We start from the raw sequence: 13,005 nt of genomic DNA, 5'->3' as shown, positions 1-13,005 counted from the left end.
AGTCGCATCAAGCCGCATCGGCACCGACCCGCAGCCGGTCGTAGGCCTGCATCTCGTCGGCATCCAGCGGGATGATGTAAGGCTCGACGGCCTTCTTGAAACTGCTCATCAAACCGTTTTGGTCTTTCTTCAGGTGGCAATGGCAGAACCAGTCGCGGTCGTTGCGTTGCGGGTGATCGACGCGATGGTGGTACAGCCCCCAACGGCTTTCGGCGCGGAACAATGAAGCGCGGGCGGCCATTTCGGCGCAGTCGCGGATCATGCTGACTTCCATGGCGCGCATCAGTTCGTGGGCGTTATGGGCCTTGAGCTGGTCGAGGTCGCGCTGGATGTCGCTGAAGCGTTGCAGGCCGATCTGCATCTTTTTCGTCACTTTCGGCGGTTGCAGATAGTCGTTGACGAAGCGCCGCAGCTTGTATTCGACCTGCGCTGGCGGCAGGCCGTGTTCGCGGTCCAGCGGCGCGTAGACACGTTGTTTTTCGGTTTCGATCTGCGCGGCATCCAACGCAGAAAACTCACGCCCGGCGACAAAATCCGCTGCGTTGTTACCCGCAAACCAGCCATAGGTGAACGCACCGAGCATGTAGTTGTGCGGCACGGCGGCCATGTCACCGGCCGAGTACAAGCCCTTGACCGAGGTCTCGGCCTTCTCGTTGACCCACACCCCCGACGCCGAATGCCCGCTGCAAAAGCCGATTTCCGAAATGTGCATCTCGACCATCTGCGTGCGGTAGTCGGTGCCGCGATTGGCGTGGAACTGGCCGCGACTCGGACGCTCGTTGCTGTGCAGGATCTCTTCGATGTTCTGGATGGTTTCCTCGGCCAGGTGATCGAGCTTGAGGAACACCGGGCCATTGCCGCTTTCCAGCTCCCGGTGGAATTCCCACATCATCTGCCCGCTCCAGTAGTCGCACTCGATGAAGCGTTCGCCCTTGTTGTTGGCGGTGTAGCCGCCCAAGGGGCCGGTGACGTAGGCGCAGGCCGGGCCGTTGTAGTCCTTGATCAGCGGGTTGATCTGAAAGCATTCCAGGTTCGCCAGTTCGGCCCCGGCGTGGTAGGCCATCGAGTAACCGTCGCCGGCATTGGTCGGGTTTTCGTAGGTGCCCATCAGGTAGCCGGAGGACGGCAACCCCAGGCGTCCGGCGGCACCGCAGGCGAGGATCACCGCCTTGGCCTTGATCACATGGAAGTCCGCCGTGCGGCAGTCGAAGCCCATCACGCCGTTGACTGCGCCCTCTTCGTCTTTGAGCAAACGCGTGCACACCAGGCGATTGGTGATGCTCACTCGCGCGCGTTTCAACTGCCGGTACAGGACTTTTTTGATGTCATGCCCTTCCGGCATCGGCAACACATAAGCGCCCATGTGGTGGACCTTTTTCACCGCGTAGTCGCCGGTTTCGTCCTTCTCGAATTTCACACCCCAGCGGTCCAGTTGCTCGATCGTCTCGAAGCTGTGGGTGGCATAGGCGTACACCGCAGCCTGATTGACGATGCCGTCGTTGGCGATGGTGATTTCCTTGGTGTATTGCTCAGGCGTCGAGTGACCGGGAATGATCGCGTTGTTCAGGCCGTCCATGCCCATGCTGATCGCGCCGCTGCGCTTGACGTTGGCCTTGTCGATCAACAACACCCGCAGGTCGCGGTTGCGTTCCTTGGCCTTGATCGCCGCCATGGGGCCGGCAGTGCCACCGCCGATCACAACGATGTCGTATTCCTGCTCCAGCGTGCTGCGCGTCATGCCTGCTCCCCTTTTTGCCGGTCGATCCGCAGGCGGTACTGGAAGGCATCGCCACGGTAGTAAAGGTGTTCGAAGTCCAGCGGCCAACCGTCGACATCGTGGGTCAGGCGCTCAATGCGCATGATGGGTGAACCAGGTTCGACGTTCAGCGCCCGGGTCAGGTCGCTGTCGGCCAGTACTGCATCGATGGCCAGGTCGGCGTGCCCCAGGACCAGGCCGCAGTCGTTTTCCAGGATCTGGAAAATGTCGCGGGTGACCAGGTCGGCTTTTTCCAGGCGCTCGCCAATGGCCTTGGGCAGGTAAGTGATCTCCAGGGAAATCGGCTTGCGGTTGATCAGGCGCAACCGTTTGACCTGCGCCACAACCTCGCCTTCGGCGACCTGTAAACGCTCGGCGACGAGCTTGTTGGCGGCAATGAATTTGAAGCTGCGCAGGCGGTTGATCACCTCGTAGCCGCGACCGGTCATGGACTCGGCCAAGCCTTGCAGGGTGCTGACGTTCTGGAAGGTTTTCGGCTTGGCGACGAAGGTGCCTTTGCCGTGGATCTTGAAGATCAGCCCTTCTTTTTGCAGGTCACCCAAGGCCTGGCGCACGGTGATGCGGCTGACCTTGAACAACGTGCCAAGCTCGCTTTCGGAGGGCATCTGGCTGTCTTGCGGGTATTTGCCGTCGAGGATGCGGGTACGCAGCACGTCTCGCAGCTGGGTATGCAACGGGACGCTGCTCAGGGATAGAACGTTATCGGTCATGGCAGATCACTTGTTATAACGAGTTATGACGTGATCTTAGAGAGGTTATTACACGCTTGAGAAATACCGAATGCGCATAAGGTTAGATGCGCGATGCAACCCAAAACTGTGAGCTGCCGAAGGCTGCGATCTGTTGATTTTGTTTTTTAAAGCCAGGATCAAAAGATCGCAGCCTCCGGCAGCTCCTACAGGAGATTGTGTGTGGTCTGAGGGATCAGCAGCGCTTGAGGATCTGATCCATGACCCAACCGGTTTTCAGCGCTTCCCCGGCCACGGCCGGGTGCTGCGCCTCACCACGAATATGCGCATTCATGCCCATTACGTGGTGCCACTGAATGTGTGCGGGCTGCTTAGCCGACGCGCAATGCGCGCAGGTCCAGTCGACCATCCTTGAGCGGCGGGCACCAGTAGTAGCCACCGGTAATCGGACGGCTGATGCGGTACAGACCGTCGGTGATGCCGTCTTCCAGGCCACTCATGCGGCGCAGTTGGGCTTCGAAGGCGTCGAGGGAAAAACCGAAGGCCAGGAACATCAGGCCGGCGCGGTCGCCTTCGATCCACGGCATCGAACGGCGCACCACGAAGGCCTCAGGCGCAAAGCTTTCCTGGGCGGTGCGTTTGACGTGGGCGGAAACCGGCGCGTCGTCGATCTCTTCGTTATCGCTCAAGCGCCGTCCCATGATGTTGTCTTTTTCATCCGCCGACAGCCCATGGAAACCTTTCAAGTCATGCTGCCACTGCTGGATCGCGGCGAAGCTGCCACCCACCGTGCCATCCACGCCCTCACCCACCAGGGCGGCGGTCACGGCAGCTGCGTCGTGGGGGTTCTCGGTGCCATCTTCGAAACCGGTCAGGTCATGGCCGGTCATGTGGCGGAAGGTTTCGTTCATCTGCACCAGGCGCAACGCCGGGGCCAGCGCGGCGGCGATGACGTTGCTGCGGTTGAGCAACTCACCACGGTCTTCACCGTGCAGCCAGCACCAGAGCGCGTGCTGGGTCGACGGATTTTCGACGCCCACACCGGTCAATGCCGGAAAGGTTCGCAGGCCATCGATCTGAACGTGCAGCGCTTTGACCAGCGATTCACCGAAGCCGACGACAGCCGATTTCCCGTCCACCAGTTGCATCAAGTTGTCGAGCGCGACCGGCAATGCCTCGACGGATTCGAGGGCGAAGAACATATGGCGGGCTTGAGGCGGAACGGGGGTGGCGAGAATGCCCGGCTGGTAATAGCTCATATGAACTCCTTGAAAAAGAGCATGGAGTTTAACCGCAGTACGAGGGTTTGTGTGCCGTCAGAGGTCAGGAACCTGTGGCAAAAGAGGCTTCTGTGGTGAGCGGGCTTCTGTGGCGATACGCACCCCGCCAGCAACGCCGCAAAGACGCCCCCCACCATGGCCAAACAAAGGCTAGGCTTTTCAGTTGATCGGCTTGCCCGCATGGTTGTCCTCTCATTGGCTGCCCGGCCAACAAGGGGCACCTCTGAGGCCATGACCGTAGGGGTCGATGAATCCGCGATCCTTCACGCTGTGCGGCAAAACGCTGAAATGAGTCATGACAAGGGTTGCTGAGGTCTGCTAAAACGATTCATCAGTGCATTATCCAATCCAGAGGGGTAGCGACATGACCACAGCCAATAGTCTCCAGAACCTGTTCCCGAGCCCCGCCGACATCCCGGAAAAGTACCGCCTTGACGGCCAGTCCGAGCAGCGTGAGTACCTGGTCGATGGCGTACTGAAAACCTGGAACGGGCCACTGGCCCAGGTCCGCAGCCCGGTGTACCTGACCGGCGCTGATGGCGACGAGCAAGTGATCCTCGGCAGCACGCCGTTGCTCGATGCCGAGACCGCATTGACCGCCCTCGACGCTGCCGTGCGCGCCTACGACCGCGGCCAGGGATTGTGGCCGACCATGCGCGTGGCCGAGCGCATCCAGCACGTCGAAACCTTCCTGGGGCGCATGCGCGAGCAGCGCGACGCCGTGGTCAAGCTGCTGATGTGGGAGATCGGCAAGAACCTCAAGGACTCGGAAAAGGAGTTCGACCGCACCTGCGACTACATCGTCGACACCATCAATGCGCTCAAAGAACTCGACCGCCGCTCCAGCCGTTTCGAACTGGAACAGGACACCCTCGGCCAGATCCGTCGCGTGCCGATGGGCGTCGCCCTGTGCATGGGGCCTTACAACTATCCATTGAACGAAACCTTCACCACGCTGATCCCGGCGCTGATCATGGGCAACACCGTAGTGTTCAAGCCGGCCAAGCTCGGCGTGCTGCTGATTCGCCCGCTGCTGGAAGCCTTTCGCGACAGCTTCCCGGCCGGGGTGATCAACGTCATCTACGGCAGCGGCCGCGAGACGGTCAGTGCGCTGATGGCCAGCGGCAAGATCGACATCTTTGCCTTCATTGGCACCAACAAGGCCGCCAGCGACCTGAAAAAACTCCATCCGAGACCCCACCGCTTGCGCGCGGCACTGGGCCTGGATGCGAAAAACCCAGGGATAGTCCTGCCGGAAGTGGATCTGGACAATGCGGTCAGTGAGGCGGTGACCGGCTCGCTGTCATTCAATGGCCAACGCTGCACCGCGCTGAAGATCCTGTTTGTCCACGAAGACGTGGTCGAATCCTTCATCGACAAATTCAATGCCAGGCTCGCCAACCTCAAACCCGGCATGCCCTGGGAAAGCGGCGTGGCCCTGACGCCACTGCCGGAATCGGGCAAGGTCGACTATCTGCACTCTCTGGTGGCGGATGCCGAAAGCAAGGGCGCCAAAGTGGTCAACCCCAACGGTGGTGAGGCTCGTGCGTCGTTCTTCTACCCGGCGGTGCTGTACCCGGTCACGCCGCAGATGCGCGTTTATCAGGAAGAACAGTTCGGCCCGGTCATCCCCATCGTGCCGTACCGTCATCTGGACACCGTGATCGACTACGTGCTGGAGTCGGACTTCGGCCAACAGTTGAGCATCTTCGGCACCAACCCGGTGGCGGTCGGCCGGCTGGTGGACACCTTCGCCAATCAGGTCGGACGCATCAACCTCAACGCCCAATGCCAACGCGGCCCGGACACCTACCCCTTCAATGGTCGCAAGAACTCGGCCGAAGGCACCTTGTCGGTCCATGACGCACTGCGGGTGTTTTCGATCCGCACCCTGGTGGCCACCAAGTTCCAGGAGACCAACAAGGACCTGATCAGCGAGATCATCAGCGGCCGCAGTTCGAGCTTCCTGACCACCGACTACATCTTCTGAGGAGAGCCAGCCTGAGTACATCCAGAGCCCATCGGCTGCCACCCTTGCTGCGCCGACTGCTGCGTCCGTTGCTGGACCCGTACCGGCGCTACCGCCATGCCCGGGTGATCCATGCGGTGCGGGTGTCGCTCGGATTGCTGGCGACCATCCTGCTGACCACCGGCATCCATCTGCCCCACGGTGAGTGGGCGTCGGTGACGATGCTGGTGGTGATCGGCGGCTTGCAGCATCACGGCAACATCGGCAAGAAAGCCGCCGAGCGTGCCATCGGCACCTTGATCGGCGCCGGCGTCGGCCTGGCGCTGGTGGCACAACAGGCCTGGCTCGGGATGCCCTGGCTGACCTATTTCGCGATGTCGGTGGTCTGTGGGTTTTTCTCTTATCACGCCATCGGCAAGGGGGGTTACACGGCGCTGCTGTCGGCGATTACCGTGTTCATCGTCGCCGGGCACGGCGACAACCCGGTCACCGATGGCTTGTGGCGCGGGGTGGATATCCTGATCGGCATTGCCCTGGCCCTGGCGTTTTCCTTCGCCCTGCCGCTGTACGCGGTGTATTCCTGGCGCTACAACCTGGCCGATGCGCTGCGTGATTGCGCGAAAGTCTACGGGCGCATCATCGATGGCCAGGCCATCACTGCCGACGAACACCTCAAGCTCATGACCCGCCTGAACGCGGTGATGGTGCAACTTCGCTCACTGATGCCGTCGGTGTCCAAGGAAGTGAAGATTTCCATGACCGAGCTGGATGCCATCCAGCGCAATCTGCGCATGTGCGTCAGCACCCTGGAAATCCTCGGCAATACCCGACCGGATGCCAATGATCCCGAGGCGATGAGGCTCCTGCAAACGGCATTGAAAGCCGAGCATCGACAGATTCGAGTGCAATTGATCGGCATGGCCCGGGCGTTGAAATCCGGTGCGGCCCAGCGGCTCAATCGCCCCGTGGATGTGCCCCTTGTCAGCCTCGATGCGCCGGTCTACAACACGCTGGACGGCTATCGCCTGCTGACTCAACAACTGGCCGCCAACGTCGGCGAGATGCGCCAGCGACTGGCCAGCAATGCGCCGCGCTGGAACATCTGACGCCTGGCTAGCGGGTTACGGCGTCACCGTGCGCCGAAACTTCAGCGACCAGCCTTGTTGCATGCCGGCAGCGGCCAGCAGAATCGCCGCGACTCCGATCCATTGCAGCGGCTCCAGGCGATGGCCGAAGGCAAACCAGTCGACGAAAATCGCCGCAATCGGGTAGATGAAGGACAACGCCCCCGTCAGCGCAGTCGGCAGTTTTTGAATCGCACCGTACAGCAACACGTACATCACACCAGTGTGCACCATGCCCAGCGTCACCAGGCTGGCCCACGCACTCGGTGCCTGCGGCAATACCGAAAGATTCGCGAATGGTGCGAGCAACAACACACCCGTGCTGACCTGGATCAGCGCGATCAAATGCGGCGGTGTGCCGGTCAAACGCTTGATGATCAGCGCCGCAATCGCGTAGAGAAACGCCGCACCCAACGCCAAGGCAATGCCCGTCAGGTAATCGCTGCCGCTCTCGCCCTGGCTGCCATGGGCACTGACAATCGCCAGCATCCCGAGAAACGAAACGCCCAGCCAGGTCAGTTTCTGCGCGGTGATCCTTTCGTTGAGGAACAAAGCCGCCAGCCCGACCAGCATGAACGGCTGGACGTTATAGACGGCAGTGCCGATGGCAATGGACGCCCGGGAATAGGACGCGAACAACAACACCCAGTTGCCGACAATCGCCACACCGCTGAGCACGGCGAGCAAGAACGTGGTGCGGGTCAAAATGCCGGGGCGCAAAAAGCCGAAGGCTGCGCAAATCAGCAGCAAGGTGCCGGCACCGAACAGGCAGCGCCAGAACACCACGTCCAGCACCGGTTGCCCGGACACCAGCACGAACCAGCCGATGGTGCCGGAGATCAGCATGGCGGCCGTCATTTCGAACGAACCGCGGCGTAGGGATTTGTCCATTATCAGACTCCTGTGTTTGTGGCCAAAGTATGCCAATGCACCTGGGGGCTACTCCAGAGCAAAAAGCAGGCTAAACTCGGGATCTGCCTTTTTTATAAAGGCCGTTTTGAATAAATGCCTAACAGAGGATTTCGCCATGACCGATGACATCGACCAGGTGCTGATCACGGCCCTGATGGAAGACTCGCGACGCTCGCTCAAGGCCCTGGCGCAAATCAGCGGCCTGTCCTCCCCCAGCGTTGCCGAGCGTCTGCGCCGCCTGGAAGAACGCGGCGTGCTCAAGGGCTACACCGTTGAAATCGACCCGAAATGCTTTGGCTATCAACTGCAAGCCATCGTGCGTATTCGCCCGTTGCCGGGGCAATTGCAGGAAGTGGAACGGCAAATCATGGCCATTCCCGAATTCACCGAGTGCGACAAGGTCACCGGCGACGACTGCTTCATCGCGCGTCTGCATGTGCGCTCGATGGAACAACTGGACACCCTGCTCGACCGCCTCAACACCCTCGCGGAAACCAATACGGCGATCGTCAAGAAAACTCCGGTCAAGCGCCGATTGCCGCCCATGGCGTGAGTGATATTTGTTTCAGCCTGAAGTAGATTGACGGTTTCCGGCGAAGGATTGACGGCATGAAAACTCAGGCAATGCTACTCGTGGCAATGATGCTGGCGGGTTGTGGCACGATTCAGACGGTTGTACGCAGTGACGAAACGGCCGCAAAAAGCCTCAAGGAACAAAAGAGTTATTGCGGTGCGGTACCGCGAATCTATAGCGGCGTGACCTACGATTTTTGCTACCTGAATGCGCCCCTCGAAGAGGGTCGGGACGCGCAGGTACATAGTTTCGCCCCGGCTATTGTGCTGCTCGACGTGGTCGTGTCCGGAGCGATGGATACGCTGCTGCTGCCCTACACCATCTACCGCCAGCAAGCCGATGGCAGCATTGTCATTGTCGAGTAACCCTGAATTTCAGCTAATAAAAAACCCGCCTGGGCGGGTTTTTTACTCAATGCCGACGATCAGTCATCGCGACCCATGATGCCGAACAGCTGCAACAGGCTGACGAACAGGTTGTAGATCGATACATACAGGCTGATGGTAGCCATGATGTAGTTACGCTCGCCGCCATGAATGATGGCGCTGGTCTGGAACAGAATGCAGACCGAGGAGAACAGCACGAATCCTGCGCTGATCGCCAGTTGCAAACCGCTGATCTGGAAGAACATGCCCGCCAGCGTCGCACCCAGCAGCACGAAGAAGCCTGCCGTGATGAAGCCACCGAGGAAGCTCATGTCCTTGCGGGTGATCAGCACATACGCCGACAGACCGCCGAACACCAGCGCGGTCATCGCGAACGCCGAGCTGACCACTTCAGCGCCGCCCTGCATACCCAGGTAACGGTTGAGGATCGGGCCCAGCAGGAAACCCATGAAGCCGGTCAGGGCAAATGCCGACACCAGGCCCCAGGCCGAATCACGGAGTTTGTTGGTGAGGAAGAAAAGACCGTAGAAGCCGATCAGCACCACGAAAATGTTCGGGTAGCCAACATGCATCTGCTGGGCAACGTAGGCTGTCACACCGCTGAATGCCAGGGTCAGGGCGAGCAAGCCGTATGTGTTGCGCAGGACGCGGCTAACCTCTAGCTGCTCAGCCTGCACGCTGTTATTAACTGCGTAATCCTGTTCGCGCATGGCGACACTCCTGTTGGTTTGAAACGTTCAGTCGCAAAGATCATAACAGACGCCCTGTAACAAGCTACGCAGAGAGTTTGACAGTGTGTTTCATTCAGGTATTATGGCGCCCGCAACGCAAACGGAGGTGTGGCCGAGTGGTTTAAGGCAACGGTCTTGAAAACCGTCGACTGTAACAGGTCCATGAGTTCGAATCCCATCGCCTCCGCCATCTTTATACGACAAAGCCCTGATTATTCAGGGCTTTGTCGTTTCTGGGGTTTGGCGAAAATTCGACCACACCCGAAGCGTTACAAAACTTTTCGGGTGGCGTTACAAAACTATTCCGTTTTTCCCGCCTTCCCGCATCCTGCCAACCCCCCCGATCACCATCCGAGAAATCCTGCTGCTACGCTGAAACCTCCACGGAGGATTCACGATGCCAAACTCAGACCTACTCCCTTCCCTGCTATTCAAGATCAACGAAAACCAGCTCGCGCTTGAGGCCGCCATCATGGAGCTTTCAAACTGGGTTGAGCAGCGTGGGTCGGCCGACGTCGCCGACAACGTGCGCGGCGCCCTGGACACGATCGACCGAAATGATGAGTTCATCAAGATGACACTCGCAGTGCTCATGGCGCCGGAGTGAACTCCCAGACTTAAGTTCATGATGCGTTGCTGATATAGCGGTGAAGGAGGGATTCGAGCCCCTTCCGACCACCTCATACACCGCTTGAGGCCACTGAAATCGGGATAACGTTTCGCTAGCAGAGCCTAAAGCGGCATCCCACGGCCTCTGTTTTGCCCTATTTTGTCCTAAGCTACGCACTGCATCCTATAAACGACCTGATCCGATGATGGATGCCCGCACAAAACAAATTACTCCAACTTTAGGTTTCGCATGCCCCCGCTCATTCGTTACTTCTCAGAGAGAAATGCACATGCCTTCGTTGAAAGAGGTGAGGTGCTTTTCCGAGCGCTATCGTACTTCCGAGACTATGAGGACAAAGGCGTTCGTGCTGACGAAAAGGAGGGTACCCTTGTTCATTGCCCTTCTGATGGCCTGAAGGTGACTATAGTTGCAAGCGGAGAATCCGTTGCCTTGCCACATAGGCTGGAGGCAACGGCCAAGGAAGACGAAATATTCGTCTATTGCATGAGCACGGAGCTTTCCTCCAGCATCGCTCAACGCTTCGAGGCCGAGGTAGCGGTTGAAATTCTTGAACCAGTAAAGTTCTTGACCCGTCTCCGGGCTTCTCTATCCTTACGGCGGTGGCTCCGTGCCAATCAACTCATACATCAGCAAGTATGCTATTACGAGTGGCACGAACCACCCATCGTTGACTGGGCTCTCCCAGAGCGAATCTCTATGCGAAAGCCAAAATCATTTGAGTGGCAAAGCGAGTACCGCTTCGCTGTGCCAGTTGGAGATGCGTTCCGTGCAGAGAACGTAAGCGTTAGGCTTGTGCCCCCCGACGCAAAACGCGCGCCACGAGCTGAATCGCATCCCGAGCTTTTACTGAAGCTAGGAAACCTCTCGAAACTCTGCAGACTGCATAAGCTGTAAAGCGAAACCCAACCATTCATTGAACTGGACTGCCTTCGGCAGCGGGTGAATTCTAACGTTATGAATGCCTGTAACGAGTCGATTGCGGTCATTTAGCCTTATCCAGGAATAACGCTTGGATAGGGATTCGACCCGCTTCCGCTGGCTGCCGGGACCGCACCTTCCCTCACGCATATTTCCCTTTTCAGCTTCATATGCCAGGAGTTAGTCTCTCCTTTAGGCATGATGGCTAGGTGTCAGTATCTACACCCATTTCTAGTCTTTTAGCTTCTGCCTGGTACTGATTGGACCTGCCGACCAACGTGGAAGGCTTCTAGAAAATCTAAGGATTTCGTAATGGAAGAAATTATAATCGACAACGACATTGACATCCCAGCCGAAGAAAAAGATGACTTCTACAGTGATGATGATCTATTCGACATCTCATCTTGGGGGGCTGATTTAAGCTTCAGAGAGCTAATCGCGCGCTATGATGACGACGAGTTAGTTAAACCAGAACTACAAAGAAACTATGTCTGGGATAAGGCGGAAGCTTCTAGATTCATAGATTCGGTGTTACTTGGACTTCCCGTCCCAAGTATTTTCCTTGCCAAGACGAGCGACGAAAAACTATTAATAATTGATGGCTATCAACGATTGATGACCGTCAGAGACTTCGTCAAAGGAATCTTCTCTAAAGACGGGTCAATATTCAAGCTTTCACGAAGCGGCAAGATACATGAGAAATGGATGGGAAAAACCTTCCTGGAACTATCTCCAGAAGATCAGCGAAAAATAAGAAACACGACTATACACGCTATTATTTTCATGCAGAAACATCCAGCCGATGGAGACACAAGCCTCTACCAAGTTTTTGAAAGAATAAACTCTAGCGGTAGATCTCTTCTTCCACAGGAAATAAGAAACTGCGTATATCAGGGACCGATGAACACGCTTTTATTTGAACTTAACCAGCATAAGCCATGGAGACAACTTTGGGGAAAGCCGATTCAAGATGCACGAATGAGAGATCTTGAGGTCATCCTCAGATTCTTTGCTCTTTCGTCTGACTACATACAGCAAGACGATAAAAGTCCCGCACGAATATCCTTGAAGCAACATCTAAATCGGTTCATGGACTCAGTAAACGACGAAAAGTTCTGCGGTGAATTTAAATCCAGATTTTTATCAACAGTAGATTACATACACTCAAATATCGGCATTACTGCATTCCATAACATCTCTCCTTCTGACGACAAACGTCTAGTACCTAATTTCAGTCCAACTATATTTGACTCTGTAATGATTTCTGTCGATATGGGAATTAGAGAAGGAATAGCTGAAAAATACACCCGAGGCCTTGAGGAAAGACGCATGAAACTTTTGCGCCTCCCAGAATACCAAAGGCTTTTATCCCAAGAAACAATGAGAGTACCAAACATTCGCGCCAGGGTAGCGGACATGTATTACTCACTATTCAATGGTGAGGCAAAATGAATAACAGAGAGGTTGAAAGTTTCATTCAAGCATGTGCTGACGAACTTGAGGGAATTAGAGCGTTCATCGTAGGAAATGGAGAGGAAGCCAGGCCAACCCCATACTTAAAAAGATATGCGGTAATGCGTGCAACGGGTTGTATCGAGGTTGGATTCAAGCAAATCATTGCCGACAGAGTTGATCAAGATAGTCAGTCACATGTTAAAAATTTCATAAAGCGTAAGGTGCGAGACAGCTCCATGAACCCCAAACTAGGAGCAATTGAAAATATGTTATCTGAGTTTGATGACAGATGGCGCGGACGCTTCGATGAACTAATCGCTTTTGCCGATAAGCCAAAATTAAAAGGTGCGCTCACGTGCCTAGTGGATGCCCGAAACGAGTTTGCTCACGGCGGAAGCCCAAACCTAGACATATCAAATATCATTCAGAATTTTAATGATTCAATTGACGTCCTAAAAGCATTAGATAACTGTGTATCCTACGACTACGAGCAAGCCTAACCGCATGCTCCGACTCAACCAAAATAAATATCAACTAATCTTGCACGAGATTAGTTGAT

The 13,005-nt window shown here is 56.6% G+C and carries 12 protein-coding genes, 1 tRNA gene and 1 pseudogene; 8 read left to right on the top strand and 6 right to left on the bottom strand.

Going from position 1 to position 13,005, the window contains the following annotated elements; all coding sequences use genetic code 11:
• Window positions 1-7: 7 nt before the first annotated feature.
• From KGA83_RS07915 to KGA83_RS07900, 4 genes and pseudogenes are all read right to left on the bottom strand, one after another.
• Window positions 8-1,738, bottom strand: coding sequence for a fumarate reductase/succinate dehydrogenase flavoprotein subunit (locus KGA83_RS07915; protein ID WP_223529401.1), 1,731 nt, complete (start codon window positions 1,736-1,738; stop codon window positions 8-10).
• Window positions 1,735-2,487: a GntR family transcriptional regulator gene (locus tag KGA83_RS07910; RefSeq protein WP_108219904.1), complete on the bottom strand. Its 753-nt coding sequence runs from the start codon at window positions 2,485-2,487 to the stop codon at window positions 1,735-1,737. The genes KGA83_RS07915 and KGA83_RS07910 overlap by 4 nt, the downstream gene beginning before the upstream one ends.
• Before the next feature lie 214 nt (window positions 2,488-2,701).
• Window positions 2,702-2,827: pseudogene (locus KGA83_RS07905) on the bottom strand (gfo/Idh/MocA family oxidoreductase); the annotation flags it as partial.
• A gap of 10 nt (window positions 2,828-2,837) precedes the next feature.
• A complete protein-coding gene (locus KGA83_RS07900; RefSeq protein WP_223529399.1) occupies window positions 2,838-3,725 on the bottom strand; it encodes a Dyp-type peroxidase in 888 nt (295 codons plus the stop codon).
• Window positions 3,726-4,110: 385 nt separating this feature from the next.
• On the opposite strand from KGA83_RS07900, the gene KGA83_RS07895 reads away from it, so the two are divergent.
• Together KGA83_RS07895 and KGA83_RS07890 are read left to right on the top strand one after the other, a co-directional pair.
• Window positions 4,111-5,736 carry an NADP-dependent glyceraldehyde-3-phosphate dehydrogenase gene (locus tag KGA83_RS07895; protein WP_108219906.1) on the top strand — a complete coding sequence of 542 codons (1,626 nt, stop codon included), beginning with the start codon at window positions 4,111-4,113 and terminating at the stop codon, window positions 5,734-5,736.
• A gap of 44 nt (window positions 5,737-5,780) precedes the next feature.
• Window positions 5,781-6,821 (top strand): FUSC family protein, encoded by a 1,041-nt coding sequence (locus KGA83_RS07890; protein WP_108219907.1) that lies wholly within the window; start codon window positions 5,781-5,783, stop codon window positions 6,819-6,821.
• Between the two features lie 15 nt (window positions 6,822-6,836).
• Here the strand turns inward: KGA83_RS07890 and KGA83_RS07885 are convergent, their stop codons facing one another.
• Window positions 6,837-7,730 (bottom strand): DMT family transporter, encoded by an 894-nt coding sequence (locus KGA83_RS07885; protein ID WP_115947819.1) that lies wholly within the window; start codon window positions 7,728-7,730, stop codon window positions 6,837-6,839.
• A 136-nt stretch (window positions 7,731-7,866) separates the two neighbouring features.
• On the opposite strand from KGA83_RS07885, the gene KGA83_RS07880 reads away from it, so the two are divergent.
• Both KGA83_RS07880 and KGA83_RS07875 read left to right on the top strand, forming a co-directional pair.
• Window positions 7,867-8,304, top strand: a complete 438-nt coding sequence (locus KGA83_RS07880) for an Lrp/AsnC family transcriptional regulator (RefSeq protein WP_057396958.1) — start codon at window positions 7,867-7,869, stop codon at window positions 8,302-8,304.
• Between the two features lie 56 nt (window positions 8,305-8,360).
• On the top strand, window positions 8,361-8,690 hold the full coding sequence (locus KGA83_RS07875; protein ID WP_108219909.1) for a YceK/YidQ family lipoprotein: 330 nt from the start codon (window positions 8,361-8,363) through the stop codon (window positions 8,688-8,690).
• A gap of 59 nt (window positions 8,691-8,749) precedes the next feature.
• Here the strand turns inward: KGA83_RS07875 and KGA83_RS07870 are convergent, their stop codons facing one another.
• A complete protein-coding gene (locus tag KGA83_RS07870; protein ID WP_108219910.1) occupies window positions 8,750-9,421 on the bottom strand; it encodes a Bax inhibitor-1/YccA family protein in 672 nt (223 codons plus the stop codon).
• Window positions 9,422-9,544: 123 nt separating this feature from the next.
• On the opposite strand from KGA83_RS07870, the gene KGA83_RS07865 reads away from it, so the two are divergent.
• The 4 genes from KGA83_RS07865 (at window position 9,545) to KGA83_RS07850 (ending at window position 12,946) form a co-directional block, all read left to right on the top strand.
• A tRNA-Ser gene (locus KGA83_RS07865) sits at window positions 9,545-9,632 on the top strand.
• 207 nt (window positions 9,633-9,839) lie between these two features.
• Window positions 9,840-10,049, top strand: a complete 210-nt coding sequence (locus tag KGA83_RS07860) for a hypothetical protein (RefSeq protein ID WP_223529398.1) — start codon at window positions 9,840-9,842, stop codon at window positions 10,047-10,049.
• A gap of 1,254 nt (window positions 10,050-11,303) precedes the next feature.
• A complete protein-coding gene (locus KGA83_RS07855; protein ID WP_223529397.1) occupies window positions 11,304-12,443 on the top strand; it encodes a DUF262 domain-containing protein in 1,140 nt (379 codons plus the stop codon).
• Window positions 12,440-12,946: a HEPN domain-containing protein gene (locus KGA83_RS07850; RefSeq protein ID WP_223529396.1), complete on the top strand. Its 507-nt coding sequence runs from the start codon at window positions 12,440-12,442 to the stop codon at window positions 12,944-12,946. Before KGA83_RS07855 ends, KGA83_RS07850 begins: the two co-directional genes overlap by 4 nt.
• Window positions 12,947-13,005: the final 59 nt, after the last annotated feature.

Origin of the sequence: Pseudomonas sp. GL-R-19 (assembly GCF_019956375.1) — a bacterium.
Lineage (GTDB): Bacteria > Pseudomonadota > Gammaproteobacteria > Pseudomonadales > Pseudomonadaceae > Aquipseudomonas.
The sequence above is the reverse complement of the archived record's forward strand: the minus strand, read 5'-3'. Positions and strand labels throughout refer to the sequence as shown.

Bases quoted from the DNA above. Each gene is read 5' to 3' on its own strand.
- KGA83_RS07880 (WP_057396958.1), top strand. From the start codon at position 7,867: ATGACCGATGACATCGACCAGGTGCTGATCACGGCCCTGATGGAAGAC.
- KGA83_RS07860 (WP_223529398.1), top strand. From the start codon at position 9,840: ATGCCAAACTCAGACCTACTCCCTTCCCTGCTATTCAAGATCAACGAA.
- KGA83_RS07915 (WP_223529401.1), bottom strand. From the start codon at position 1,738: ATGACGCGCAGCACGCTGGAGCAGGAATACGACATCGTTGTGATCGGC.
- KGA83_RS07875 (WP_108219909.1), top strand. From the start codon at position 8,361: ATGAAAACTCAGGCAATGCTACTCGTGGCAATGATGCTGGCGGGTTGT.
- KGA83_RS07850 (WP_223529396.1), top strand. From the start codon at position 12,440: ATGAATAACAGAGAGGTTGAAAGTTTCATTCAAGCATGTGCTGACGAA.
- KGA83_RS07870 (WP_108219910.1), bottom strand. From the start codon at position 9,421: ATGCGCGAACAGGATTACGCAGTTAATAACAGCGTGCAGGCTGAGCAG.
- KGA83_RS07910 (WP_108219904.1), bottom strand. From the start codon at position 2,487: ATGACCGATAACGTTCTATCCCTGAGCAGCGTCCCGTTGCATACCCAG.
- KGA83_RS07900 (WP_223529399.1), bottom strand. From the start codon at position 3,725: ATGAGCTATTACCAGCCGGGCATTCTCGCCACCCCCGTTCCGCCTCAA.
- KGA83_RS07855 (WP_223529397.1), top strand. From the start codon at position 11,304: ATGGAAGAAATTATAATCGACAACGACATTGACATCCCAGCCGAAGAA.
- KGA83_RS07885 (WP_115947819.1), bottom strand. From the start codon at position 7,730: ATGGACAAATCCCTACGCCGCGGTTCGTTCGAAATGACGGCCGCCATG.
- KGA83_RS07895 (WP_108219906.1), top strand. From the start codon at position 4,111: ATGACCACAGCCAATAGTCTCCAGAACCTGTTCCCGAGCCCCGCCGAC.